The following is a 24,488-nucleotide window of genomic DNA, read 5'->3' as shown; positions in this document are numbered from 1 at the left end:
TTCCTTAGTGGTTGTGACCACAACCGCCTTCGCTATGGACATGGCCGTGTGATACTTCTTCGCTGGTTGCTTCACGTACGCTAAGTACTTGCACATCAAACGTTAGAGTTTTGCCTGCAAATGGGTGGTTTAAATCACAATCAGCATTGAAACGACCTACTTTCACGATCGTTACTTGATGACGGCCTTGATTAGAGCTAACCATTGCTGTCATACCTGGCTTCCATACTTTAGTGTCACCTTGAAGGTGTTTAAGAGGAATACGTTGAATAAGATCATCAACACGTTCACCGTAAGATTCACTCGGTGTAAGTGTCACGCTGAAGCTATCGCCAGCAGCCTTGCCTTCAAGAGCCGTTTCAAGACCTGGAAGCATACCTTCCAAACCATGAATATAGGTTAGCGGCTCACTGCCAGTACTTGTTTCTAGTTGCTCGCCCGCTTCACTTAATGTGTAGTGAAATTCAACTGCCGAGTTTTTGCTAATTTGCATGCCGATCTCTTTAATTTAACTGTAATGAAAAGCTAATTTTACGCTAAATAAGCCGGATTATAAACTACTGGTTCGGTTAGTGTGGTTGCTTTAAGGTTCTTGCAAGCTCTGAAAGTAAACCTTCGTCATGCAATTGTGACACGGCCTTTGTTGCTTGCGGCAAATGTAGCACCAGCTGCGTGCCAGGCGTTAAAATACTCGAGGCACTAAGTTTATTCCACCTGGGCTAAATCACTATGCGGCACATCATAAAGTTGGCTAATTCCCAGATAGTATCACCAGGCTTTACCTGATATTGAATAGCGATAGTGGGGATCGCTATTTCAGTTTGTTCAAGGTAAGGACTGATTTTATAATTGATAGTTAACGAGTCTGGCATGGTGCGAGGTTGGCCAACCATCAATGCTTCACCAATACCAATTAAATTAGAGGTTTTGTTATTCATCGCTTTTAGTTTGTTAACTGATAATCCAAAACGACGAGCAATCGAGTACAAAGTATCATTTTTTTCACTGTATATTCGCCAGTGAAATTATTTTTAAAGAACTGGCTGCTTAATAAGCTTTGCTGTTGCAGTGGTAGTAATAAAGTATGGGGACCATTAGGTGAGCTTTGGTTTTTTAAATAGCCAGGGTTGAGTTTGTGTAGTTGGCTGCGACCAATACCAGATAAATTGGCAATCACCGAAAAATCAAATTGCTGGCCAACGTTAAGCTCAGTTGTAAGGGCTTTGTTGGCAAGTTTAGGGCGGTATAGTCCGTGCTGAGGGTTTTGTATTAAGTAGCTTAATGCCATTAGCTTTGGCACGTATTCAGAGGTTTCTTTGGGTAATTTCAACGACCAGTAATCAGTGCTTTTGCCGCGCTTTTTATTTTCTGCGATGGCGCGCTTTACACGTCCTTCGCCACTATTATAAGCCGCTAATGCATGTAGCCAGTCGCCATCAAAGCGCTTATGTAAATACTCTAAATAGGCCAAAGCTGCATCTGTTGAAGCGAGAACATCTTTGCGCCCGTCATACCATTGATCTGATTTTATGCCGAAATGATGAGCCGTCGCACCGACTAATTGCCATACCCCAACAGCTTGTTCTGATGAGCTAACAGTCGGACGAAAATCACTTTCCACAAAGGGCAATAAGGCTAATTCCATGGGTAACTTACGTTGTTCTATTTTACTAACAATATGATAAAGATAAGGCGCAGCCCGAGCACTGACAATCTGTAAGTATTTGGGTTGCTTGGTATACCAGAGAATCCGTTTATTTAGTGCTTTGTTTAAGTATATGTTAATGGTTAAATTGTTGGCTATATGTTGCCATAAATCTTCATTACGAGTGTGCGCTTGAGGTGATCTAGTGGCTTGTTTTGCAGAAGCTGTTAATGTTATTTTTTGTTTTTTATGCTTGGCATCTGTGGGCTGTGCCGAGTTATTCGATGACGGTTTAACGTGATTAAAAATAACCGGAGTTTGCATAGTATCATTTGGCGCTGAATGCGGTTCAGTTGTTTGGCAACCAGATAGTAAGATTAAAGTCACAAACAGGGCAAAGAGGTAACAGCGCATAAAAATCACTAAATTAATATCCTTTTAAAAGTCTAGCACATCCGTGTGCGAGCGCTATTTTGACTGTTTAACTCGTTTAAGTCCAGCCTCTAGAAACAGCGGGTAAGCTTTTCGTGCTATCTCATCAACTTGGTAGTCTTTCGCAAACTGCTGATTAAAGCTTTGCTGTAATTGCACTAAATCTTGCTCTGGATAGTTTGTTACATGCTGTTGTATCGCGTGCAAAAAGTTTAATGGTTGCTGTAAATCGTCTCGTTTTAGTACGCTTCCGTGGCCAGGAAGGATTATCTTGATGCGCTGATCTGAGTGAAGTTGCGTGAGTATCTGCAACCAGTTATTAAAATTACCATGGCCAGGATAAGGTAGCCAATCAACCACATCAGCACCGACTAAAATGCGATGATTTTCGGCGCTGAGAGTTAAATCACCATTAGTATGGGCTTGGTGTGCGTTAATAGTGACCGGGTAGTTGCCAAGTTCAATGGTTAAGCTATCAACAACGTAAGTTTGTGGTGGTTGTAGTTGATATTGGCGCCATCGTAATAATCGCTGCTTAGCTAAGTTGAGTTTGTTTTGCCAGTGCTGTTGTTGCGCTTCGGGCTGCTGGGCTAAACGCTGTAAACTCAATTCTATACTTTTTTCATAACTATCAAGTTTATTAGTATAGGTTTGTTGGAGTTGACTAAATTCAGTAGCAAGTTGTTGATGGACAATTAATTGAGCATCAGGGAAATGATGCTGCAAAATAGCCATGCCCAGTAAATGGTCGTCGTGGAAGTGACTAGCAACTAAGTAACACAAAGGGGTTTTTAAGGTGCTTTTTAGTTGCTTAACGGTTGCTTCAACAGCGGCAAAGTCGCCACTGGCATCAAACATTAGCGCGCATTTATCACCTTCAATGAGCACTTGGTTTGAGTCATAAAAGCGTAGGGCTCGTTGCTGCTCTAAAAATTGTACGTTAGGGGAGATTGTTTGCCACTGTGTTGCTGCAACAGCAGAGCGGGGTGCAACAAGACTAAAGCTTAGCAATAAAAGTGCAGTTAACTGAGTGGGGATATAAAAAGGGTGAGTCATAACCGTATTGCCAAAATAGAGAAAATAAAATAGGCAAGTTAGCTGATTTTGTTTTTAATTGATACTGGAATCCACGAGATAATAAAAAAAGCGCGAGTGCGCTTTTTTTATTCGGCTGACGATTGCCCTAAGTAAGCACTGAGCTTATCGATGAGTTGATCCTGCTGCTGTTGGGTAACGCTTTGCTGTGTTTTTGCTTCGAGTAACTCATGGCTAATATTCAAGGCTGCCATTAATAAGGCTTTTTGATCATTGCGCACTGTTGAGCGCTGCTTCATTTTATCAACCAAATCATTTAAGTATTTGGCTGATGCAATGAGTGCATCCTCTTGCCCAGCTGGGCAAGCAAATTGCTGCTCTTTACCAAGCAACTCAACTGTGACTCGCTGGTTTTGCAGCTCAGACATTAGTTAGCCTGTTGGGCGCTTTGTAGCTTCTCAAGTAAACCCGTTAAAGTTGTGCTGGTGTCTTTTTGTTTTTCTTCACTTTCAAGTACTTCAAGTTGAAGAATTTCATTTTCATCGATTAGCTTACTATTTTTATCTTTAAGCTCGCTAACCTGAGTTTGTAGCTGTGAATTTTGGCTAATTAATTGGTCGATCAATTGTTCTAGTTGAGAAAGGGTATCGTTATTCATAAAGGCGCTCATAAAACTGTGATTATTGTCATGCAAATGTAAAGCAAAGTTGCTTTATATGCCAGCATTTACGTGTGTTTTGGCTGATTTTTATTTAATGTTAATAAGCTGTTCAGGCTAGCGACTAATTTGTTCATAAGTGGTTCACTTAATGGCCAGCAATTTATGACCCTTGGCGTTTTATGTTGTAGAATATAACTAACTTCAATGAGTTTATTTAAGCGAAATTATATTATGCTCAGTTACAGACACTCATTTCATGCTGGAAACCCAGCCGATGTCGTTAAACATTTGGTATTAGCTCAGGTATTAAGTTACCAGACGCTCAAAGATAAGCCATTGGACTATATCGATACTCACTCAGGAGCTGGCTTTTTTGAATTAGCCAGTGCTGATGCACAAAAAACGCAAGAATACCTTAATGGCATTGCTAAGCTTTATCAACATCGCAGTGAGCATCAGGAACTAAATGATTATATTGATTTAATTAAATCATTTAATGACACAGAACAATTAGCTTTTTATCCGGCTCGCCGAAAATTGCTGAGCATTTCTTGCGTCGCCAAGACAAAGGTTGGTTTTTTGAACTACATCCGCGAGATTTGGCATTACTACAAGAAAACATGAGCGGTAAGCGCTCAATTCGTGTCCGCGGCGAGGATGGCTTTACGGGCCTAGTGGGGTTATTACCCCCCGCTTCGCGTAGAGCATGTGTACTCATTGATCCACCTTATGAAATTAAAGACGATTACGACACTGTGGTAACAACATTAACGAAGGCTTATCAACGCTTTGCTACTGGCACTTACATGATTTGGTATCCGGTGGTCGACAGAGAAAGAATTGAGCGTATGGAAGAGGGATTGATTGCTTCAGGTATGCGTAATATTCAGTTATTTGAATTGGCGACTGAAGCCGATACTGACGTGCATGGCATGACTGCATCGGGGATGATAGTGATTAATCCACCGTGGAAGTTAAAACAAACTATGGATAAGGTATTACCTGAACTAGTTAACTTATTAAGCGATTCATCAGGCTTTTATCGCAGCGAGCAATTAGTTGCCGAATAAACATTGAAACGCCCAGTTCACTGGGCGTTTAATTACAGAGAGTGATTAGAGTTAATTAAAATACACGGCTTTAAAGGTTGCCAGTACTTTACCTTGCTTATCTTTTAAGGTGAGTGATTCACCATTAATATTCCACGTCGCAGTATTTTCTAGTACGCCAGACATTGCAGTTTCTTGTTCCATACCTTGAGAGCACATTTTTCTAGTACTAGCTTGCGGGCTGAATGTCAGTGCTTGTTGATCTACTTGATAACTACCAGCAAAATTATTGCAGCCTAAAAAGCCATGGCTTTTGTTATCTTTACTAAATTGAATAAAGGGTTCTTTTGTTTCAACAGTGACTTGCACGCCATTTATAGTAACAGCTTTAAAATACGTATTTACTAAATCGACATTAGGCTTTTGCGGCGCAACTTTAGACACGACTACTTCATAAGGTGCTTGTTGTGATTGCTCAAATGGATTGTTATGTGTAGTACTAACGTACAATAACTGATCTTGATTAGTGATACGTGCAATTACGCTATAGCGATGACGTTGATCCATTTTGCTCGCGTCGTAGCTAAGCTCTACCGTATAAGGTGGTGCGCCATTGATATCAATAGTTTGTTGACTAATTATTTCTGCTTCAGTATCCATCTTTGACACATCAGCTAAAGTCACTGTGAGTTGTGAGCCAGGACCTAACATGCTGCGATCAAGGTAGCTAACTTGAGTTGTTAAAGTGGCCATGGCTGCATCTTCAGTGGTTTGTTTAGTTTGTGGATCAGGTAGGCTCTTGCACCCGTTAAGTACCATTGCACTGCTGGCCAATAAACTAATGCTGGCAATCGATTTTAAAACTGAATAAGGTTTGTTCGATAGCATGGTTTATTCCTTGAAATAAATGAATCGGTTGATTTTTAATCTATGGGTAGTTTACAGCGCGATTACTTAATCATAGCTTAATTATATTTAGGAACAAAAAAAGGCGCATAAATGCACCTTTTTGTAGGCAGAGAGATATTTACTTCTTCACAAACTTGGTCAAAATAACAATGCGCTGACCGTCAACACGTCCTTCAATATGTTCAGGGTTGCTGGTCAAGCCGATATTACGCACAGCAGTACCACGTTTAGCCGTTAAGCTACTGCCCTTAACATCTAAATCTTTAATAAGTGTGACTGTATCGCCGGCTTGCAGTACCACGCCGTTGCTATCAACATGTTTAATATCATCATTTTCAGCAAGTACTTTTTTAGCCCATGCTAACGTATCTTCTTCAAGATAGATCATGTCTAGCGCATCTTGTGCCCAGCCATTATCAGCAGCTAAACGGGTTAGCATACGGTACGCCACCACTTGTACCGCAGGTGTTTGGCTCCACATGCTATCGTTTAAACAATGCCAATGAGTAGGGGTAATATCAGTGGTGCCTTCAACTTGGTCTTTACACGTTTGGCAAGTATAAATACATTTATCTGAATGAGCTTCAGTGACAGGTGGCACTTCGTATACAGAAAGGTTTTCAGTTGCAGTACATAGCTCACATTGGTTATTACTGCGTTCAACTAAGGCTTGTTCAATGCTCATATCAAGGCTCTTTTGGGGGTTAACAGAAAAGTAAGCCCTTATTATACTCAATCATCAGTCAAATTAGAACTTATCCATTATTTTAGTGTGGGTATAGTGAAAACTTTGACTTTACAGATGGTTTGCAGACATTCAATAAAAGGAGCATTATTACTTACAAGTTTAGGCAAGGCGCAAAAACCTTACTATACTGAGTACATAAAATAACAACAATTTAGCTGGCAAGAGTCACTATAGTTATTAGCAGGAAATAATATGCTTAATACGCAGATAACCGCCGAGGTGCCAAAACTTGTTACACAATACATTGCCAGGCAGCCTATTTTTGATGCTGAAACAGGCATTTATGCATACGAATTACTGTATCGAGATTCGATAAATAACGCATTCCCTATTGGCACAACAGATGGTCAGGCTACTGGGCGGCTGTTTTTTAACGCTTTAATGCTTATTGGTATAAATAAACTTACTGCGAACCAACGCGCTTTTATAAACCTATCTTCAGATGCCCTGTTAGATGATTTCCCTAAATTATTGCAACCAGATAGCGCAGTAATAGAAATCGTTGAACGAGCCGACAACATTGATAAAGTGACCAGTCGAGTTACGACTCTAAAAAAAGATGGCTATACTTTTGCTCTCGATGATTATGATGGAGATGAAAAATGGGAGCCATTATTACATTTAGTTGATTATATAAAGCTTGAAGTTGAAGAGCCCATCATTAAAACCAATATGCTGTTAAAAAAGCTTAAACGCCGTTTTCCTGATGTAAAAATCATAGTTGAACGAATTGAAACGCACGAACAATTTATGCTACTAAAAAGTGCCGGCTGCGATTACTTTCAAGGCTTCTTTTTCGCGCGTCCAGAAATGCTCAGCTACCATAATGTTGAGCCATCTAAATTTGCTGTTTTTGATTTGCTGCGCTGTACGTCGCGCCCAGATCTCGATTTTGATGAAGTCCACCAGCGGGTAGCTAAAGACGTCGGTTTAACTGCTCGTATTCTTAAATTAGTGAATGCACGCTCTGGTAACCAAAATTTAGTGATCACCTCTATTTCACAAGCGGTTATTTATTTAGGTGAAGATGCAATTCGTCAATTTGTAAGAGTGTTGGCCCTTAGTGAACTAGGGGTTGATAAACCTAGTGAACTAACTAAGTTGGGGTTAACTCGTGCGCATTTCATGCAGTTAATGCTAGAGCCTGGCGGTAAGGAAATGTCTCAGCGTGGTTACTTAGTTGGCTTGATGTCAGTGCTCGATGCTATTTTAAATATGGAACTGGATGTTATCGCAAAAGAGTTTTGTTTAGGCGATGATTTATCGAGTGCACTGCTTAACTTTAACGGTATGTTAGGTGCTACTTTGCAGTTAGCTCGCGCGGTAGAGGAAGATAATTGGCCATTAGCAGTTAAATTGTTAGAAACCATTCGGCCAGCTTCTCCCATCGATGTCATTTATAATGCCATGCTCGTAGCACGGCAATACGGCGATGAGGTTTTAGCCTCAATTATTGAAGATACTTAATACCTTGAGTATGATGCGCCATTATCAATATACTTTAAAAGACGACTATGCGTTTATTACTGCCGATCACGACTATTTTAATTGCTCTGGCGTTGTTATTACCTGGCGTTACTCAGCCTGTGCTAACCCTTGAGGGGAAAATTGATAAATCAAAGCTCGCCAAAACAGGCATTGCTATGATTGCTGATGAAGGTGACCGTCATACCCGCAATATGTTAATGATGGCGTCGAGCATGTTGGGCCTTGATAAACTCGAAGGTGAAATTAGTGCTTATAAAAAAACACGGAGCATTTGGGGCACGGTTAACGAACTTGCCAATAATAAAAATTACCTAGTCGCAGCATTGGTAGCATTGTTTTCAATTGTGGTGCCAGCTTTAAAACTGTTGATGCAATTAGTTTATTGTTTAATACCGATGAACAAATTAAAGCATATACTCGGTCAAGTTATACAAGGCTTGAGTAAATGGAGCATGGTAGATGTTTTTGTCATTGCTTTGATTGTGGCTTACCTTGCTGGTAACGCCGATGGCCAGATGGGGGAATTGATCAACATGCATGCCGAATTTGGTACAGGTTTTTGGTACTTTACCGGTTATTGCTTATTTGCCATCGCCGCCAGCAGCTTAATTAAAGTTACGCCAAAAAATAGTTAAACGTTTGTGTTAACTAAATAGTTATCATAAACTTCGCTAGAACCTAGAACCTAGAACCTAGAACCTAGAACCTAGAACCTAGAACCTAGAACCTAGAACCTAATTTATAAAAGGCACTTTTTTGCAACGCATTTATATTAGTTTATTCACAGTCGTTTTATTGCTCACTTTAGTGGGTCAAGCGGTTGCGTCTGTAACTATGAGTTGTGATATGCCACACATGAGTCAACCGCAAGCAACTATGGCTGATAGTAGTGATATGCATCACGACATGTCTGCGGGTATGATGAACATGGATTGTTGTGACGATGACGCAATCGCTAATCAAGAGTGTGGTTGTCCAATGAGCGCCTGCAGTACCCACTCAATGTTAAACATGAGTGTGTTAGTTACCGTTATACTGACGACGTCTGAAAAAGTACAACTTTATATCCCGCAAAATCAACATCGTATAGCCAGTTCACTGTATCGCCCTCCTATGCCTGCTTAATTGCAGGATAGGTGCGTCTAAAATTTACCTAAATCACCTTTTCTGCCCCTAAATTTAGTTGTCTTTTAATTTTAGTGGAGTAAGTGATGAATCACTTCGCAGTATTTAAAGTCAGTTTTTTAGCGCTTATGCTAACAACTGCAATTCCAGCACACAGTAATGAATTAAGCCTTGATGAAGCGCTCAGCTATGCACTTGATAATGAGCCATGGCTAACCGCCAGCAAATATCAACAAGCTGCTATACAAGCACAAAGTTTAGCGGCAGGCACACTGCCGGATCCAGTATTAACGGTGGGCTTAATGAATTTACCCACCGACGGTTTTGCTTTTGACCAAGAAGGCATGACCCAATTAAAAGTTGGCGTGAGCCAAATGTTTAGCCGTGGCGATAGCTTAGCGCTTAAGCAGCATGCGTTAGCGCAGTCAGCGCAGCAATATCCTTGGCTACGAGCCGACAGACTCGCTCAAGTAAAAACCATTGTTATTGAATCTTGGCTCAATGCATATCGTGCCCAGCAAAGTATTGCGTTAATTGAGCAAGATAAAGCATTGTTCTCGCAACTTATTGATATTACTGAATCGAGTTATGCCAGCTCAGTAGGTAACACCCGCCAACAAGATATTATTCGAGCGCAGCTAGAGTTAACCCGCCTTGAAGATAAATTAGTGATGTTAGAGCAGCAGTTCGAAAGCGCGAAAAAGCGTTTATCGCAATGGTTACCAATCAACATGTTAACTCAGCCTGTCAGCGCAAAACGTCATGATATAGCGCCTTTAGTTGATTTTGCGCAGCTTGAATTTGCACAGTTGATGCCATTATTAATGGCGCATCCAGCGATTATCGCGCTTGATAAAACAGTAGCGGCTAAACAAACAGAAGTTGAGGTGGCAAAACAAGGCTATAAACCGCAGTTTGGGGTAAATATGGGCTATGGTTATCGTGATGATACGCCAATGGGGGATTCCCGAGCGGATCTGTTTTCAGTTGGTGTGAGTGTTGATTTACCACTATTTACTGATAACCGCCAAGACCAACAAGTTAATGCGGCGATTGCTATGGCTGAGGCGGTGAAAACTCAAAAACTAATTGCATTACAAAAGCTACAAGGTATGTATTTTAAAGAGTTTAGTCAGTTGCCCCAATTAGCAAAGCGTGATGCACTTTATCAAACTAAATTATTGCCACAAATGGCAGAGCAAGCACAAGCTACATTAAATGCTTATACCCGTGATGATGGTGACTTTTCAGAAGTAATGCGCGCCCGTATCAGCGAACTGAATGCCAAAATTGATGCGTTAAACATAGAGATTGATCAACAAATTATTATTGCTCGCCTGAATTATTACGCTAGTAGCAAAGATGCTGCTGTGATGGTTGAGCAATTAGCAGGAGAGCACCGTGAACACTAATTTAAAATTGCTTATCGCAGTACTTATAGGTGCAGGAATATCTGCTAGTGGCTTGTATTTTTTCGGTAATAGTACAGAGCCTGAGGTGATCAGCGCAGAGAAAAACCATTATATTGGGTTGCGCCTATGGATAGTAATTATCGCCGTGATGCACCAGGGCTTTCACCAATGGGGATGGACTTAGTACCTGTGTATAGTGAAGGAGCTGACAACAATCAAGATGGTCCCGGTGCAGTGACAATTTCCCCTGCTGTTGTTAATAATTTAGGGGTTAGAACGGCTAAAGTACAGCTCAAGGCACTGCAAAGTGAAGTAAAAACGGTGGGCTACGTACAATACAATCAAGATCAGTTAGTGCATATTCACCCGCGTGTAGAAGGCTGGATAGAAACGCTGTACGTTAAAGCCGCTGGCGATCAGGTAAAACAAGGGGAACCGCTGTATACCTTATACTCTCCGCAACTGGTAAATGCTCAAGAAGAATTTGTACTGGCTGTTGATCGTAATAACACCGTGCTTATTCGTGCAGCCAAAGCGCGCTTAAAAGCATTGAATGTGTCGGATGGTTTTGTCGAGCGCCTACAAGTTAATAAAAAGGTGATGCAAAATATTACCTTCTATGCTCGCCAAAGTGGTGTGGTTGATGAACTTAATGTGCGCGAAGGTTTTTATGTCAAGCCAGGCACCTCAATGATGAGTATTGCTCAACTTGATGAAGTTTGGGTAGAAGCCGAAGTATTCGAGCGGCAAGCGCAGCTTATTGAAGTCGGTTTACCGGTGACTATGACTCTAGATTATATTGCCGGACAAAGCTGGCGCGGTAAGGTCGATTATATTTACCCAACATTGGATGCCAAAAACCGTACTTTGCGGGTGCGTTTACGCTTTAATAATCAAGATCACCAACTAAAACCGAATATGTTTGCGCAAGTAAGCATCCATGCTAAAGCTGCTGAGCAACAACTTATAGTACCTAAAGAAGCGGTGATCCGCACCGGTTCCCAAGACCGTGTTGTTATCGCTTTAGGCGAAGGACGCTTTAAATCGGTGGCAGTCGAACTGGGCCGCAGTGATAGCCATAACGCCGTTATTTTAGCGGGCGTTAAAGCCGATGATGAAGTGGTGACGTCAGCGCAATTCTTGTTAGATTCAGAATCCAGCAAAAGCTCTGATTTTAAGCGCATGCAAACACCAGAAGCTACCACTAGCGTGTGGGGCAAAGGAGTCGTTAATAGTGTAATGGCAGGTCACCGTATGGTGAATATCAGCCATGACCCTATTGAAGAGCTCGATTGGCCTAGTATGAAAATGGACTTTACGGTTGCCGATAGCGTTGATTTTCAAGCGCTGCAAGCTGGGCAAACACTGCATTTTGAGTTGACTAAAAAAGCCGATAGCAGTTATATGATTAGCGGCATTCATATTATGGATTCCACCCATATGATGAGCGAAGCGCAAAATATGGCGACCGTAACCGGTACTATCAACAGCATTAATAAAGCCCAGCGCACTGCCAATATTAGCCGTGGTGCAATTGAGAAATGGCACCGAGATCCGGCCACTATGGAATTTATGTTTGCTGAACATATTGATTTAAGTAGCCTTGAGCCGAAGCAACAGCTGACATTTACTTTTAGTGTGCAAGATGGTGAGTTCGTGATCCAGCGTATCGATACTGAATCAAGCATGCGAACAAGTGACAATAGCGCTATGTCATCGCATGACGGACATTAGGAGGCTTTATGATAGCAGCAGTTATTCGTTGGTCCGTTACCAATCGCTTTTTTGTATTATTGCTAACAGCAATACTCATTGGCAGTGGTTTATTTGCGGTAAAAAATACCCCAGTTGATGCCTTACCTGATTTATCCGATGTGCAGGTGATTGTAAAAACCTCATACCCAGGGCAAGCGCCACAGGTGGTGCAAGATCAGGTTACTTTCCCACTTACCACCGCGATGCTCTCAGTACCTGGGCGCAAACAGTACGTGGTTTTTCATTTTTTGGTGATTCCTACGTATATGTCATCTTTGATGAAAACACCGATCTTTACTGGGCTAGAAGTCGAGTGCAAGAGTATTTAAGTCAAGTAGCAAGCCGCTTGCCCGACAGCGCAACCGCAGAGCTGGGCCCAGATGCCACCGGTGTAGGTTGGATTTATTTATACGCGCTGGTGGATAAAACCAATCAGCACGACATTAGCCAGTTACGCAGCTTGCAAGATTGGTTTTTAAAGTTTGAATTGCAAACCGTACCAGGGGTGTCAGAAGTGGCCTCAGTGGGCGGTATGGTGAAGCAATATCAAGTCAATGTAGAGCCAGATAAACTGCGTGCTTATGGTATACCACTGAGTTTAATTCAAACCGCAATTAAGCAAGGTAACCAAGAAATGGGCGCTTCGGTGGTGGAAATGGCCGAAGCCGAATACATGGTAACCAGCACCGGTTATATAAAAAGCGTCGCTGATTTAGAGGCAATTCCACTTGGGGTGAATGCCAACGGCACACCGCTGCAATTACGCGATGTAGCCGATATTCGCCTTGGGCCACAAATGCGCCGTGGCATTGCTGAGCTAAACGGCGAGGGCGAAGTAGCTGGTGGCGTAGTGGTGATGCGCTATGGCGAAAACGCACAAAAAACCATAGAGCTGGTGAAAGCAAAGCTTGAATCACTCAGCAAAGGCTTACCCGATGGGGTAGAAATTGTGCCTGTGTATGACCGCTCTAATCTGATCAAAAATGCAGTGGATAACCTCACCAGCAAACTATTTGAAGAGCTAGTGGTAGTGGCGCTTATTTGCATCGTATTTTTGTTCCATGTACGCTCGTCCTTGGTGGCAATTATCACTTTACCGCTGGGAATATTAACGGCATTTATCATCATGTATTGGCAAGGCATAAACGCCAATATAATGTCGCTCGGTGGTATTGCTATCGCCATTGGCGCGATGACCGACGGCGCGATTGTAATGATCGAAAACATGCATAAACACATGGAAAAAACGCCACTAACCGATGAAAACCGCTGGCAAGTTGTCACCGATGCTGCCAGTGAAGTCGGTCCAGCACTGTTTTTTAGCTTAATGATCATTACCGTGAGCTTTATGCCAGTGTTTATTTTAGAAGCCCAAGAAGGCCGGATGTTTGCTCCGTTAGCGTACACTAAAACCTATGCCATGGCCGCATCTGCGGGCTTGGCAATCACTTTAGTACCGGTATTAATGGGTTACTTTATACGCGGCAAAGTTATTTCTGAGCAAAACAACCCAGTAAACCGCTTGCTAGTGAATGCTTACAAGCCGCTGCTGAACACGGTTTTGCGGTTCCCTAAAATGACTTTAGTACTGGCTGTGGTGGTCGCTGTTATTGGCTTTTATCCGGTCAATAAAATTGGCAGTGAGTTTATTCCGCCGCTGGATGAAGGCGATTTAATGTATATGCCGACGACTTATCCTGGTTTATCGATTGGGAAAGCGCGCGAGATTTTACAACAAACCGATAAACTTATCGCCACAGTGCCAGAGGTGTTAACCGTGTTTGGTAAAGTCGGCCAGGCAGAAACAGCAACCGATCCTGCGCCACTGACCATGATTGAAACCTTTATTCAGCTCAAGCCAAAAGATCAGTGGCGCGAAGGCATGACCTTAGACAAGTTGAAAAAAGAACTCGACGGCTTAGTGAAGTTTCCAGGCCTGACTAATGCATGGGTGATGCCGATCAAAACTCGTATTGATATGCTGGCAACTGGGATTAAAACCCCTGTGGGCATTAAAGTTGCGGGGCCAAATTTAAGCGAGATTCAAAAAATTGGCCAGCAGATTGAAGTGTTACTTAAAGATGTACCTGGCACGGCTTCCGTTTACTCTGAGCGTGTAGCGGGTGGGCGTTATATCAAGGTCGATATCAACCGTGAAAAAGCCGCCCGTTACAGCTTAAATATTGCCGATGTGCAGCAAGTGGTTGCCACCGCAATTGGCGGCATGAATGTAACCGAAACGGTCGAAGGGCAAGAGCGTTACCCGGTAAACTTACGTTATCCGCAAGACTACCGGGATTCGCCCGAAGAACTGATGCTATTGCCAATAGTCACCCCTGCAGGGCAACGCATTGCTCTTGCCGATGTGGCTGACGTATTTATTGAAGATGGTCCGCCGGGCATAAAAAGCGAAAATGCCCGCTTAAACGGCTGGAGCTTTATTGATATTGATGGCATTGATATTGGTAGTTATGTCGACAATGCGCGCAAAGTGCTTGACGAAAAGCTAGTGCTACCAGCAGGTTATTCAATAACCTGGGCAGGGCAATATGAATACATGGAACGTGCGAAAGAAAAGCTCGCCTATGTATTACCACTGACCTTAGCGATTATAATTGTGTTGTTATACCTCAACTTTAGAAGCTTTGTAGAAGTGGCAATTATAATAGCAACCTTACCGCTGGCGATGATCGGAGGCATCTGGTTAATGTACTTAGAGGGCTTTAACTTCTCAGTCGCCGTGGGGGTGGGCTTTATTGCCCTTGCTGGGGTCGCGGTGGAAATTGGCGTGATTATGCTGGTGTACTTAAATCAAGCCTACCAAGAAAAGTGTGCTCAAGCCAAGCTAGCAGGTACAACGCTTAGTTTTGCGGAGCTTAAACAAGCCATAGTCGAAGGCGCAGGCCTGCGAGTACGCCCAGTGATGATGACAGTCGCCACTATTATAATCGGTTTGCTCCCCGTACTTTACGGCACAGGCACCGGCAGTGAAGTAATGAGCCGCATAGCCGCGCCGATGGTCGGCGGTATGTTTAGTGCGATTGTATTAACCTTGCTCGTATTACCCGCAGTGTATTTGTTATGGCGAAAGCGGGGCCTAAATTCGTAAGTTGAATTAAAAATACAGAGTCCATCAAACTTTGTTTGACCATAGTCGCAGAATCTCGTAAAACAGGTACTGCGACTACCTCACAATTTTTGTAGGTCAATAGAGTCATTAAGGAGTACACAGGTAAATGAGTTTATATTTAAATATCAACTTTTTGCCCCATAGCTTTCCCAAAGCGTTAGCGCTTTAGGAGTTGGCTGATTTTAGCAACGGCTTAATTCAGCATGAGCAGTTATCTAAAAAAATCCTGAAAAATATAGACAAGTTTATATAAATAATACAAAAGAGCTTAATTTCTATATTGAGCAAGGAGAAGCGGAAAGTGGTGTACCGCTTAACGATAAATTGCCATTCTTTAACTGGGAGGTATTAAATACAGAGTTGTCAATTCCATGTAATTATTATGAGATGGATGCACAAGCTAGTTTTGTAGAAAAAAGTTTACTTGATTTAGGTAAGTTAAGTATATGCTTAAGTTATGGATATTACCTGCTTGTAACAAAAAGTTATAAGCTAAAGCGCTTTACATATCGCTTTAGCCGTTAACCCTTAAGGCTAGTGCCACCAGAATCTGTATTCCAGCTAAGTATTGCAGTTATATTGCATAACAATGATTATGCCAGCCACTTTTATAAGCTTTTTCAAGCTGGTTACATGAAGCATTGGGTTAATAGATCGAAAAGTCATATTGGTGATTTTATTATCTTGTTGTTTGATAGGGTCAAGGGGAGCAATACGTTAAAACCGATCGTAGATGACTTTGCTTACCAAGCTATTTTAGAGAACTGGGATAGTACTGACTTAACAAAAATCACCACTTATCTTAATCAGTTATGTGACGATCAAGTCGCTCAGGTAGCATCACCACCGAGTAAGATGTTTTTTGAGTTTGACAATATGAATTGGCAATTTACACCTTATGCCGCACTTATGCTGTTAACGCTAAGAGCACAACATGGCCTTGAAAATCCTGATTTCGAGCACCTTGGTTTTGGCAATGTTACTGCTTTACTATTAACTGAGCCTGTAACCCCTAAAAAAGATGACGTGCTTGAGCAGCTTGTAGCCAAGTTACATGAGCAAGGCTTTGATGAAAAAGCATTGTTAGTCTAGTTGTGGATTTCAACTTGCGATATAAAAGAGCCGAAGGATATTGTTTAATCACGAAAGTCGATTTGTATTTTTATGCATGGTATGGAGTATTTATGAAGGCTTATATTATCGTAGGTTTTGTTGTTTTATCTTCTTTATTTTTTTTATGATTTTACAATTTATTTAATCACTGTTTCGAACCGTTTGATTATGAATTTAAAGGTGAACAGCTTGCTACTTTCGAGCTAAGAAATTCTTACCTCTATGAATTTGCAAAGGATTATAAGTTGTCATTTATTTTAGTTCTGCTTGGTGATGAGGAGGTAAGTGGCAAACTCTCATTTACTGGGCGCCTTCTCCATTTGGAAAATAGCTTCATTCGTAAGTTATTTTCAGGTCATGATGGTGAATTCTACTTTTTTGTTGATTTTAATGGTAGCAAAGGCTTGATTGATCGTAAGAGCGCTAATGATATAGGTATTGTTTTTGTGAATGGGTTAAAATGAAAAGTGCGAATTTATCCAAAATAAAAATATAGCCTAAACGCCCCTAAAGCATTAGCTTTTAGCCTGTCCTAGAGCTTCACCCTATAAAAATTACCCTATGACTTGTAACTTATACGAGTTTGGGTGATTTACTTTCAATATCTCTCTGTTTTAATTTAACTTTTTATTGGCACGTTTTACGCAGGAGTATGGTTACTAGGGTTAATTAAGGAACGCACATGCAAGTTAAAACAATACAAGAAGTGTACGACTGGACTGTACTATTTCATACCCAAATGGCGGCAAATTTTTTAGTCTCAGAGACGATTTAGCAGAGCATAACCAAATGCTGGCAGACTATTTTGTTAAGTACGAAAAAAAGTTGGCTGAGGATTTAGTTGGTTTTAAAGCCATCACGGAGATCAATACCTTAGATACTTATTGTTACGAGTACTTTGCTGAAAACTCTGAACTGATTAATTTTACAGATTTAAACCGTGATACGCGTGTTGATGAGCAAGCCATGCAAGGTTATATATCAGATCAGCATCAAAAGGTGATCAATCTTTATCAATACTTACTTAGTCGTGCAGAAACGCCAACAGGTAAAGAGAAACTATCTCAATTGCTGGAGCTTGAACATCAAGGATTAAAGCAAATGATGCAAAGTGCTAATCGTCATATGGATATGTAATAGAAGATCTAATTTGGATAGCGCATGCTATCCAAATTCAGCCATGTCTGTAAATCACACAAAGTCGATTAAAAAGCCTACTTTCTTCAAATATTTTTGCTCTTGTTGTAAATCAGCATGAAGCAAGGTTTGTTCATTGAGCCAATCAGCTGGGAACTGCAATAGCATACTATTGCCTTTTACTGACACTGCTAACTCTTGATGTTGATCGTTAAGGCGTTTTTGATTTAATAATATAGCTAGTCTGAGTAATACAATTAATTGTAATATTTGAAAGTGGGGCACCGAGAGTAAAGTTGGAAATTCTTCTAAACGAATTTTTTTACGGTAAAACCGTATCATACAGCTTAATAATGTTTGCTGTTGTTGAGTAAATCCTGGCAGCTGACTATTTTCAACAACATAAGCACTATGTTTGTGTAAGCCTGATGAGTTAATACCTAAACCCACTTCGTGTAATTGCGCTGCCCACACTAATAATTGATGATTATCTAATGAGTCGAGCTGCCATTCTTTTTGTACTTGTAGGAATAACCAATCGGCAGTATTTGCAACACGTTGTGCATGTACTTTATCTATTGTGTTTCTTTCGCTTAAATTAGCTATGGTATTGGTGCGTATATCTTTAAGCGCTAACTTTTGCTGCATTTCATGCAGTAAACCTTCACGTAGTGAAAAGTCGCTGTAATCCATTTCGGTAATATTAAACAGCTGAAAAATCGCGAGTAAAATAGCTAAGCCACCGCAAATACTTACTTGACGCTCCGGGCTTAAACCTTCAATAAGTAAGTTATCGATAGTTTTAGCGGCTATAAACTGAGTTTTAAGTTCGAGCAATCGCTCCTGTGTGATATTTTTTTGTTCAGGGTCATTAGCGTTGATCATGGCTAATATTGATTTAATGGTGCCTGACGTCCCCACTACCGATTGCCAGCCTGCGCTGACGTAATTGGCAAAAATAACCTCAAGTTCTTGCTCTGCTTTTATTTGTGCTTTGCTAAAGCGTTTATCGTTAATAATACCATCGGCAAAAAATTGCTTGGTATAGCTTACGCAGCCCATATTACGGCTAGAGAGCAGCTTATGTTTAAAATGCTTGCCAATAATTAGCTCGGTACTACCGCCGCCAATATCAATAACTAAACGGTTTTCATCGTGATGAACATAATGAGCAACACCTTGATAGATTAAGCGGGCTTCTTCTTGACCTGAGATCACATCAATATGATAAGGAAAAACTCTATTTGCCTGAGTTAAAAATGAATTAATATTTTTAGCTCTTCGTAATGTATAAGTTGCAGCAATTTTTACATTGCTCGCAGGGAAGTCTTGTAGCGTAGTAGCAAACTGCTTTAATATCGTTAATGCTCTATCGATAGCCATTTGACTTAATTGGTTTTTTTCATCTAAGCCATCGGCTAAGTAAACGCGTTGCTTTTCTTTGTGGAGAATTTGCAAAGAGCCATCTACTTCTCTTGCGACCACTAAATGAAAGCTGTTTGAGCCTAAGTCAACCGCAGCTATTGAGGGATAATCATTCATTATTGTAATTGCCTTCCCATTTTTTTAAGTGATCATAAATAGCTATTTGCGAACGTATTTTTTTACGATTACCGCGTCTAACATAATGATTTTTCTGTTCGCTATCAATGATTCTCGCTTTGGTACGATCTTTAAATTGCAGTTCAAGTACGTCAACAATGAGTTGTTTTAGTTTTTCATCATAAATAGGCACGCCAACTTCAACTCGATGATCAAGATTACGTGTCATCCAATCTGCAGATGAAATATAGACTTTTTCATCCCCATTATTACCAAAGATCATAACTCGCGGGTGCTCTAAAAAGCGATCGACGATACTAATTACCCGAATGTTGTCGCTAAAATTATTGAGTCCTGGCACTAAGGAACACATACCACGGACAATAATGCGAATTTTAACACCGCTACGAGCGGCCAAGTACAAACAATCAACCAGTTCTTTATCTACTAAGTTATTTATTTTTAATGTTATTTTACCGGTGTGGCCATTTTCAACATGGGTTATTTCTTGGTGAATTAAACCAAGCAACAGCTGTCGAGCGTTCACTGGCGAAATCATCAAATGTTCGAACATAAACGGTTTATAACTGCTTTCAATAAACTTAAATACGCTATCACTTTCGTCACAAATACCTTGATGTTTAGTAAATAAACTAAAGTCTGTATAAATTTTGGCGGTTTTTTCGTGAAAATTACCAGTGCCAATGTGCGCGTACTTTACTATTTGACCTTTTTCACGACGATGAATAATACATAACTTACTGTGTACTTTAAGAGCTGGTATACCAAAAATAACTTTAATACCTGCGCCACTGAGTACTTTTGCCCACTCAATATTATTTTGTTCATCAAAGCGTGCTTTTAGCTCCACCATAACGGTGACTTTTTTGCCATTTTTTGCCGCGTTGATCAGTGATGAAATTAATCGAGATTTACTCGCAACACGATAAATGTTTACTTTAATTTGTGTTACTCGAGGGTCAAATGCTGCTTGGCGAACATATTCCAGTAGATGATTAAATGTATGATATGGATAATAAAGTAGAATATCTTGCTGACTAATTGCAGCAAACACACTGGCATGATTATTAAATGCTGTGCTTTGCAAAGCCGGTAATGATTTGTTTTCTAAATATTGCCGACCAACATTGGGAAAACCAATAAAGTCTCTAAAGTTACGATAGCGACCACCAGGGATCAACGCATCGTGATGAGTAACACCTAAGCGTTTTTTCATTACTTTGAGCATTGGCTCGGGCATCGCTTGGTCGTATACTAAGCGCACCGGCTCGGCATAAATACGCTGTTTTAGGCCCTTAGACATCTTATCTAAAATGCCTTCTTCTAGTTCGTCATCTAGGTTGTATTCTGCATCACGGGTCAGCTTGATTGCGTAGCCTTGGATCTCAGTAAAACTAAAAAAACTGCTAAATACGTCACTTAAAAAAACAAAATAATGTCATCTAACATCACAATAGTTTTATGACGACGGGTTTTTTCGGGTGGTAAAATTACAAAGCGTGGTACGCGATCGGTAGGGACTTCTAACATCGCATAATGACTTTTGTCGTTAAACATTTCGACAAACAAGTACGTCATTGTATCGTTAATATGATCTGAGAAGTCTTTATTTTCATCTAGCATTATAGGCGATATATGCTGTAATACATTGTCATGAAAAAATATTTTTAGCCAGTTAATATGAAATTCACTAAGCTGCTCGGGACGGTCAACATGAATGTTGTGGGTATTTAAATCATCGAGAATTTGCTGATGAATAACGTTAAATTTTTTACCAAGCTGCAAAACCTTTTGCTGAATTTGGGTCAGTAAAATTTCATCTTCATCAAAATTAGTATCTGGTAGTTTATTTAATAGAATACGTCGTTTTACATCGGCAACACGGACTCTGAAAAATTCATCTAAATTGTTTGAGAAGATCCCCAAAAAACGAATACGTTCAATAATTGGGTTATTTTTATCTTTAGCTTCTTGTAAAACGCGATCGTTAAAAGACAGCCAACTTAACTCTGGGGCAAAATAATTAATCGTTTGAGACGCATCAGCGCAGGCGTTCATATTCTATTCCTTGGATAGCAACTGAACAAAATATAAAGTAATTAGATGACATAAAAATGACAAACATGTCACTTTTATGACATGTTTATCTAGCTATAAGAGATGAATTTTAGCTGTGGCTTAAGCGTCTTCAATATCAACAATTAAGTCGGATGTAATTGCTTCGAGTGCAGCAACAACTTCGTCTTTATTCATGCCTGAAGGCAAGGCAACAGTTGCTACGGCGCTGAAAATTGGTAGTCCCCAGTTTGGTGCGCTTTGCTGCTTAGAGTTTAAGTGAGTGATATTAGCCCCTTTGTGACGCAATACTCCTGCAAGTTCTTGAATAATACCTGGTCGGTCATTACCAGTTATCACAAAATTAAGCTGTTCAGCAGGTGTGTCTGGTAGTTCATGCGCGCCTGTTTCAATCCGTACTTCTAATTGTGGTAAGCCATGCAATGCGTCTTGTAATTCTTGCAGATGCTCTGCTGGCACAGCTACTTCAATGATGCCAGCAAAGTGACCGGCTAAATGGCTTAAGTTACTGGTTAACCAGTTACCATTATGATTTAAAATTGCAGATGAGATGTCTTCTACAAGTCCTGGACGATCTTGTCCCAAAATAGTTATAACCAATTGCTTCATATAGATAATTCCTAAAGAGTGCCGTAATTAAATAATAAATGCCCAGGCATGAAATTATTGTTATATTAAAAAGAACCGGATTGAGTATTGACTCAGTCCCCAAATTTGTCCAATTTTTTTGCCAATAGTTCAATTTAAAAACAGTAAAATAGTGTGAGTTTACAGTCTGATTTATCTAAACTTTTGTTTATCAATAATAAAGCACTAAGTTGAAAGTTTTTCAAGTTATTGAATATAAACATTGTTTGTTTTTTTATGATGAATACCACAACAAAGTCTTAGCAATTATGACGTTTGTAACAATACTGTCATCTTGGTGAAATATAATCTATCCAACGTTAAGATTTATAGGTGTTTTGATGACTTCCAATCCGAATAAACCGTCTTTTAATACGGATAGAAGCCGTCTATTTAAAGATCGGTTTGCCAAATTTAGCATTACCGCTGGCGGTATTATGGTATTAATAGCTTTGCTATTGATATTCTTCTATTTATTGTATGTTGTGCAACCTATTTTTGAATCAGCGAAGGTAGAAACGCGCGATAGTTTTGCGCTTAGCGATGCTGAACAAATTGTTGGCTTAGGTGTTGAAGAGCAAACAGAAATTGCTTTTTTACTGAGCAAACAAGGTAAGGTTGATTATTACAGTGTTGAGAAAAAGGGCTTTGGTAAAAAGCTTGCTAGCTTAGTTGTGCCACTTGACAGCGAAGTGAGTAGTTTTGCAACCAGCGCGCCATTTCAAGGGCATTACGCATACGGACTAGAAAATGGTTCGGTGATGATAGTGTCACCTAAATTCTTAGTTACCTTTCCTAATAACGAACGTAAATTAACCCCACGTTTGGGTTATCCACTTGGTGAAAAAACATTGCAGGTTGACGACAATGGTGCTGCCATTAAACTATTTGCATTTAGTCATTATGAAGATAAAACCGCTGTTGTGGCACAAACGGCTGACAAACGTGTGATTTTTAGCAGCTTTGTTGCTGAAGAAAACATGTTCAGCGGTGAAGTTGAATGGGTTGTAGAACGCACTGAACTTGATGTCGAAGGGCGCGTAGACCAACTCCTAATGTCGCCAGATACCACCCGTACTTTTGTTCGCTCAGCAAATCAAATTTATGTTTACGATACTCGCAATCCAAGCGAGGTTGAGCTGATCCAAATGCTTGCGGCGAATGAAGAAAATGCCAACTTGGTTTCGGCGCAATTATTAGCCGGAGCTAACTCGCTGATGCTAGCGAATGACAATGGTGAAGTTTCGCAGTGGTTTGAAATTAATACTGACGATGGCCGTGAATATCAAAAAATACGCGCGTTTGAAACCTCAAAGCAGCCTAAGCTAGATATATTCACTGAGTTTTATCGCCGTACGTTCTTTACCACCAGTTCTAATGGTGAGTTAGGCGTGTATTACACCACCAGTGAAGCAAAACTATGGCAAGGTAAAATCAGTGAAGGTCCGATTGAAAACTTTGCTATTGCACCACGCTCAAATGCGGCACTTATTCTAGCTGATGACAAATTAACCGTGGTTGAAATTCACAATGAACACCCTGAGGTGACTTGGTCAGCCTTGTGGCAAGAAGTGTGGTATGAGGGTTATCCAGAGCCAGGTTATATTTGGCAATCAACGTCTGCCGGTGATGACTTTGAAGCTAAGTTTTCTTTAGTGCCAATTTCATTTGGTACTATAAAAGCTGCTTTATATGCGATGCTATTCGCAGTGCCGATTGCGCTCTCTGCAGCAATTTATACCGCTTATTTTATGTCTGGTCCATTGCGTAAAGTAGTCAAACCAACGGTTGAAATAATGGAAGCATTACCAACCGTAATTTTAGGTTTTTTAGCAGGCTTATGGCTTGCGCCGTTGATAGAAGAGCATTTACCTGCGATTGTTGGCCTGTTATTTATGCTGCCGCTGGGGATTTTAGCGACCGCATTTGCGTGGACTAAATTACCAGAAAGCTTTCGTCACCGTGTTCCTGAAGGGGCTCACTCAATCTTACTAATACCAGTATTGTTACTGATTGGTTGGTTAGCCTTTGCGATGAGCGGGGTGGTTGAGTTGTGGATGTTTGACGGTAATGTTCGCCAGTATTTGACTAACGAATTGGGTCTGACTTTCGATCAACGTAATTCACTGGTAGTCGGTATTGCGATGGGTTTTGCGGTTATTCCGACTATTTTCTCTATCGCAGAAGATGCTGTATTTAGTGTGCCTAAGCATTTATCAAACGGTTCATTGGCGCTAGGCGCAACACAATGGCAAACCTTGGTTAGTGTGGTGTTATTAACCGCCAGCCCTGGTATTTTCTCTGCGGTCATGATGGGCTTAGGCCGCGCCGTAGGTGAAACGATGATTGTACTAATGGCAACGGGTAATACGCCAATAATGGATTGGAGTATTTTCCAAGGTATGCGTACTTTGGCCGCGAATATTGCAGTAGAAATGCCAGAATCGGAAGTGGGAAGTTCACACTATCGGATCTTATTCTTAGCCGCTTTTGTATTGTTCATATTCACCTTTATTTTCAACACAATTGCTGAGTTTGTGCGTCAGCAGTTGCGTGATAAATACAGCTCGATGTAAGTGGGAG

The 24,488-nt window shown here is 40.7% G+C and carries 15 protein-coding genes and 6 pseudogenes; 11 read left to right on the top strand and 10 right to left on the bottom strand.

Translation table 11 applies throughout. The features are described 5' to 3' along the window. Positions 1-4: 4 nt before the first annotated feature. The 5 genes and pseudogenes from P4S61_RS06890 to zapB all read right to left on the bottom strand — a co-directional run bounded on the left by P4S61_RS06890 (position 5) and on the right by zapB (position 3,770). A complete protein-coding gene (locus P4S61_RS06890; RefSeq protein ID WP_182732172.1) occupies positions 5-493 on the bottom strand; it encodes an FKBP-type peptidyl-prolyl cis-trans isomerase in 489 nt (162 codons plus the stop codon). Positions 494-569: 76 nt separating this feature from the next. After that, positions 570-2,059, bottom strand: a pseudogene (locus P4S61_RS06885) (LysM peptidoglycan-binding domain-containing protein). A 54-nt stretch (positions 2,060-2,113) separates the two neighbouring features. After that, positions 2,114-3,133: an MBL fold metallo-hydrolase gene (locus P4S61_RS06880; protein ID WP_149980510.1), complete on the bottom strand. Its 1,020-nt coding sequence runs from the start codon at positions 3,131-3,133 to the stop codon at positions 2,114-2,116. 107 nt (positions 3,134-3,240) lie between these two features. Further along, a complete protein-coding gene (locus P4S61_RS06875) occupies positions 3,241-3,540 on the bottom strand; it encodes a cell division protein ZapA (protein ID WP_145238162.1) in 300 nt (99 codons plus the stop codon). Beyond that, positions 3,540-3,770 (bottom strand): cell division protein ZapB, encoded by a 231-nt coding sequence (zapB, locus tag P4S61_RS06870; protein ID WP_145238165.1) that lies wholly within the window; start codon positions 3,768-3,770, stop codon positions 3,540-3,542. Before zapB ends, P4S61_RS06875 begins: the two co-directional genes overlap by 1 nt. Positions 3,771-4,004: 234 nt before the next feature. Between zapB and P4S61_RS06865 the strand changes: the two are divergent. Beyond that, positions 4,005-4,843: pseudogene (locus tag P4S61_RS06865) on the top strand (23S rRNA (adenine(2030)-N(6))-methyltransferase RlmJ). Positions 4,844-4,894: 51 nt separating this feature from the next. Here P4S61_RS06865 and P4S61_RS06860 read toward each other — a convergent pair. Next, a complete protein-coding gene (locus tag P4S61_RS06860; protein ID WP_145238168.1) occupies positions 4,895-5,710 on the bottom strand; it encodes an META domain-containing protein in 816 nt (271 codons plus the stop codon). Positions 5,711-5,849: 139 nt separating this feature from the next. Beyond that, the gene (locus P4S61_RS06855; RefSeq protein ID WP_145238171.1) at positions 5,850-6,416 is read right to left on the bottom strand and encodes a PhnA domain-containing protein; all 567 of its coding nucleotides are present in this window, start codon (positions 6,414-6,416) and stop codon (positions 5,850-5,852) included. Between the two features lie 255 nt (positions 6,417-6,671). Here P4S61_RS06855 and P4S61_RS06850 point away from each other — a divergent pair, with 255 nt between their 5' ends. From P4S61_RS06850 to P4S61_RS06810, 9 genes and pseudogenes are all read left to right on the top strand, one after another. After that, complete coding sequence (locus P4S61_RS06850) at positions 6,672-7,946, top strand: EAL and HDOD domain-containing protein (protein WP_145238174.1); 1,275 nt, start codon at positions 6,672-6,674, stop codon at positions 7,944-7,946. Between the two features lie 47 nt (positions 7,947-7,993). Next, positions 7,994-8,602 (top strand): paraquat-inducible protein A, encoded by a 609-nt coding sequence (locus tag P4S61_RS06845; protein WP_145238177.1) that lies wholly within the window; start codon positions 7,994-7,996, stop codon positions 8,600-8,602. 121 nt (positions 8,603-8,723) lie between these two features. Continuing rightward, entirely contained in the window at positions 8,724-9,092 is a 369-nt protein-coding gene (locus tag P4S61_RS06840) for a hypothetical protein (protein ID WP_145238180.1), read from the top strand. 86 nt (positions 9,093-9,178) lie between these two features. Next, a complete protein-coding gene (locus P4S61_RS06835; RefSeq protein ID WP_145238183.1) occupies positions 9,179-10,504 on the top strand; it encodes a TolC family protein in 1,326 nt (441 codons plus the stop codon). Further along, positions 10,494-12,238, top strand: a pseudogene (locus P4S61_RS06830) (efflux RND transporter periplasmic adaptor subunit). Before P4S61_RS06835 ends, P4S61_RS06830 begins: the two are co-directional and overlap by 11 nt. A gap of 8 nt (positions 12,239-12,246) precedes the next feature. Then, positions 12,247-15,368 (top strand): annotated as a pseudogene (locus P4S61_RS06825) (efflux RND transporter permease subunit). Between the two features lie 654 nt (positions 15,369-16,022). Continuing rightward, the gene (locus tag P4S61_RS06820) at positions 16,023-16,481 is read left to right on the top strand and encodes a hypothetical protein (RefSeq protein ID WP_337118004.1); all 459 of its coding nucleotides are present in this window, start codon (positions 16,023-16,025) and stop codon (positions 16,479-16,481) included. Between the two features lie 266 nt (positions 16,482-16,747). Then, on the top strand, positions 16,748-16,966 hold the full coding sequence (locus P4S61_RS06815; protein ID WP_145238198.1) for a hypothetical protein: 219 nt from the start codon (positions 16,748-16,750) through the stop codon (positions 16,964-16,966). A 218-nt stretch (positions 16,967-17,184) separates the two neighbouring features. Continuing rightward, positions 17,185-17,639, top strand: a pseudogene (locus P4S61_RS06810) (hypothetical protein). Positions 17,640-17,693: 54 nt separating this feature from the next. On the opposite strand, the gene P4S61_RS06805 reads toward P4S61_RS06810, so the two are convergent. From P4S61_RS06805 to P4S61_RS06795, 3 genes and pseudogenes are all read right to left on the bottom strand, one after another. Further along, a complete protein-coding gene (locus P4S61_RS06805; protein WP_145238204.1) occupies positions 17,694-19,181 on the bottom strand; it encodes a Ppx/GppA phosphatase family protein in 1,488 nt (495 codons plus the stop codon). After that, a pseudogene (gene ppk1, locus P4S61_RS06800) lies at positions 19,174-21,260 on the bottom strand (polyphosphate kinase 1). The gene P4S61_RS06805 and the pseudogene ppk1 overlap by 8 nt, the downstream one beginning before the upstream one ends. Before the next feature lie 120 nt (positions 21,261-21,380). Next, complete coding sequence (locus P4S61_RS06795; RefSeq protein WP_145238210.1) at positions 21,381-21,887, bottom strand: glycine cleavage system protein R; 507 nt, start codon at positions 21,885-21,887, stop codon at positions 21,381-21,383. 359 nt (positions 21,888-22,246) lie between these two features. On the opposite strand from P4S61_RS06795, the gene P4S61_RS06790 reads away from it, so the two are divergent. After that, entirely contained in the window at positions 22,247-24,481 is a 2,235-nt protein-coding gene (locus P4S61_RS06790; RefSeq protein ID WP_337118003.1) for an ABC transporter permease subunit, read from the top strand. Positions 24,482-24,488: the final 7 nt, after the last annotated feature.

It is taken from the genome of Pseudoalteromonas sp. B160 (assembly GCF_037162485.1).
Taxonomy (GTDB): Bacteria; Pseudomonadota; Gammaproteobacteria; order Enterobacterales; family Alteromonadaceae; genus Pseudoalteromonas; species Pseudoalteromonas rhizosphaerae.
The sequence above is the reverse complement of the archived record's forward strand: the minus strand, read 5'-3'. Positions and strand labels throughout refer to the sequence as shown.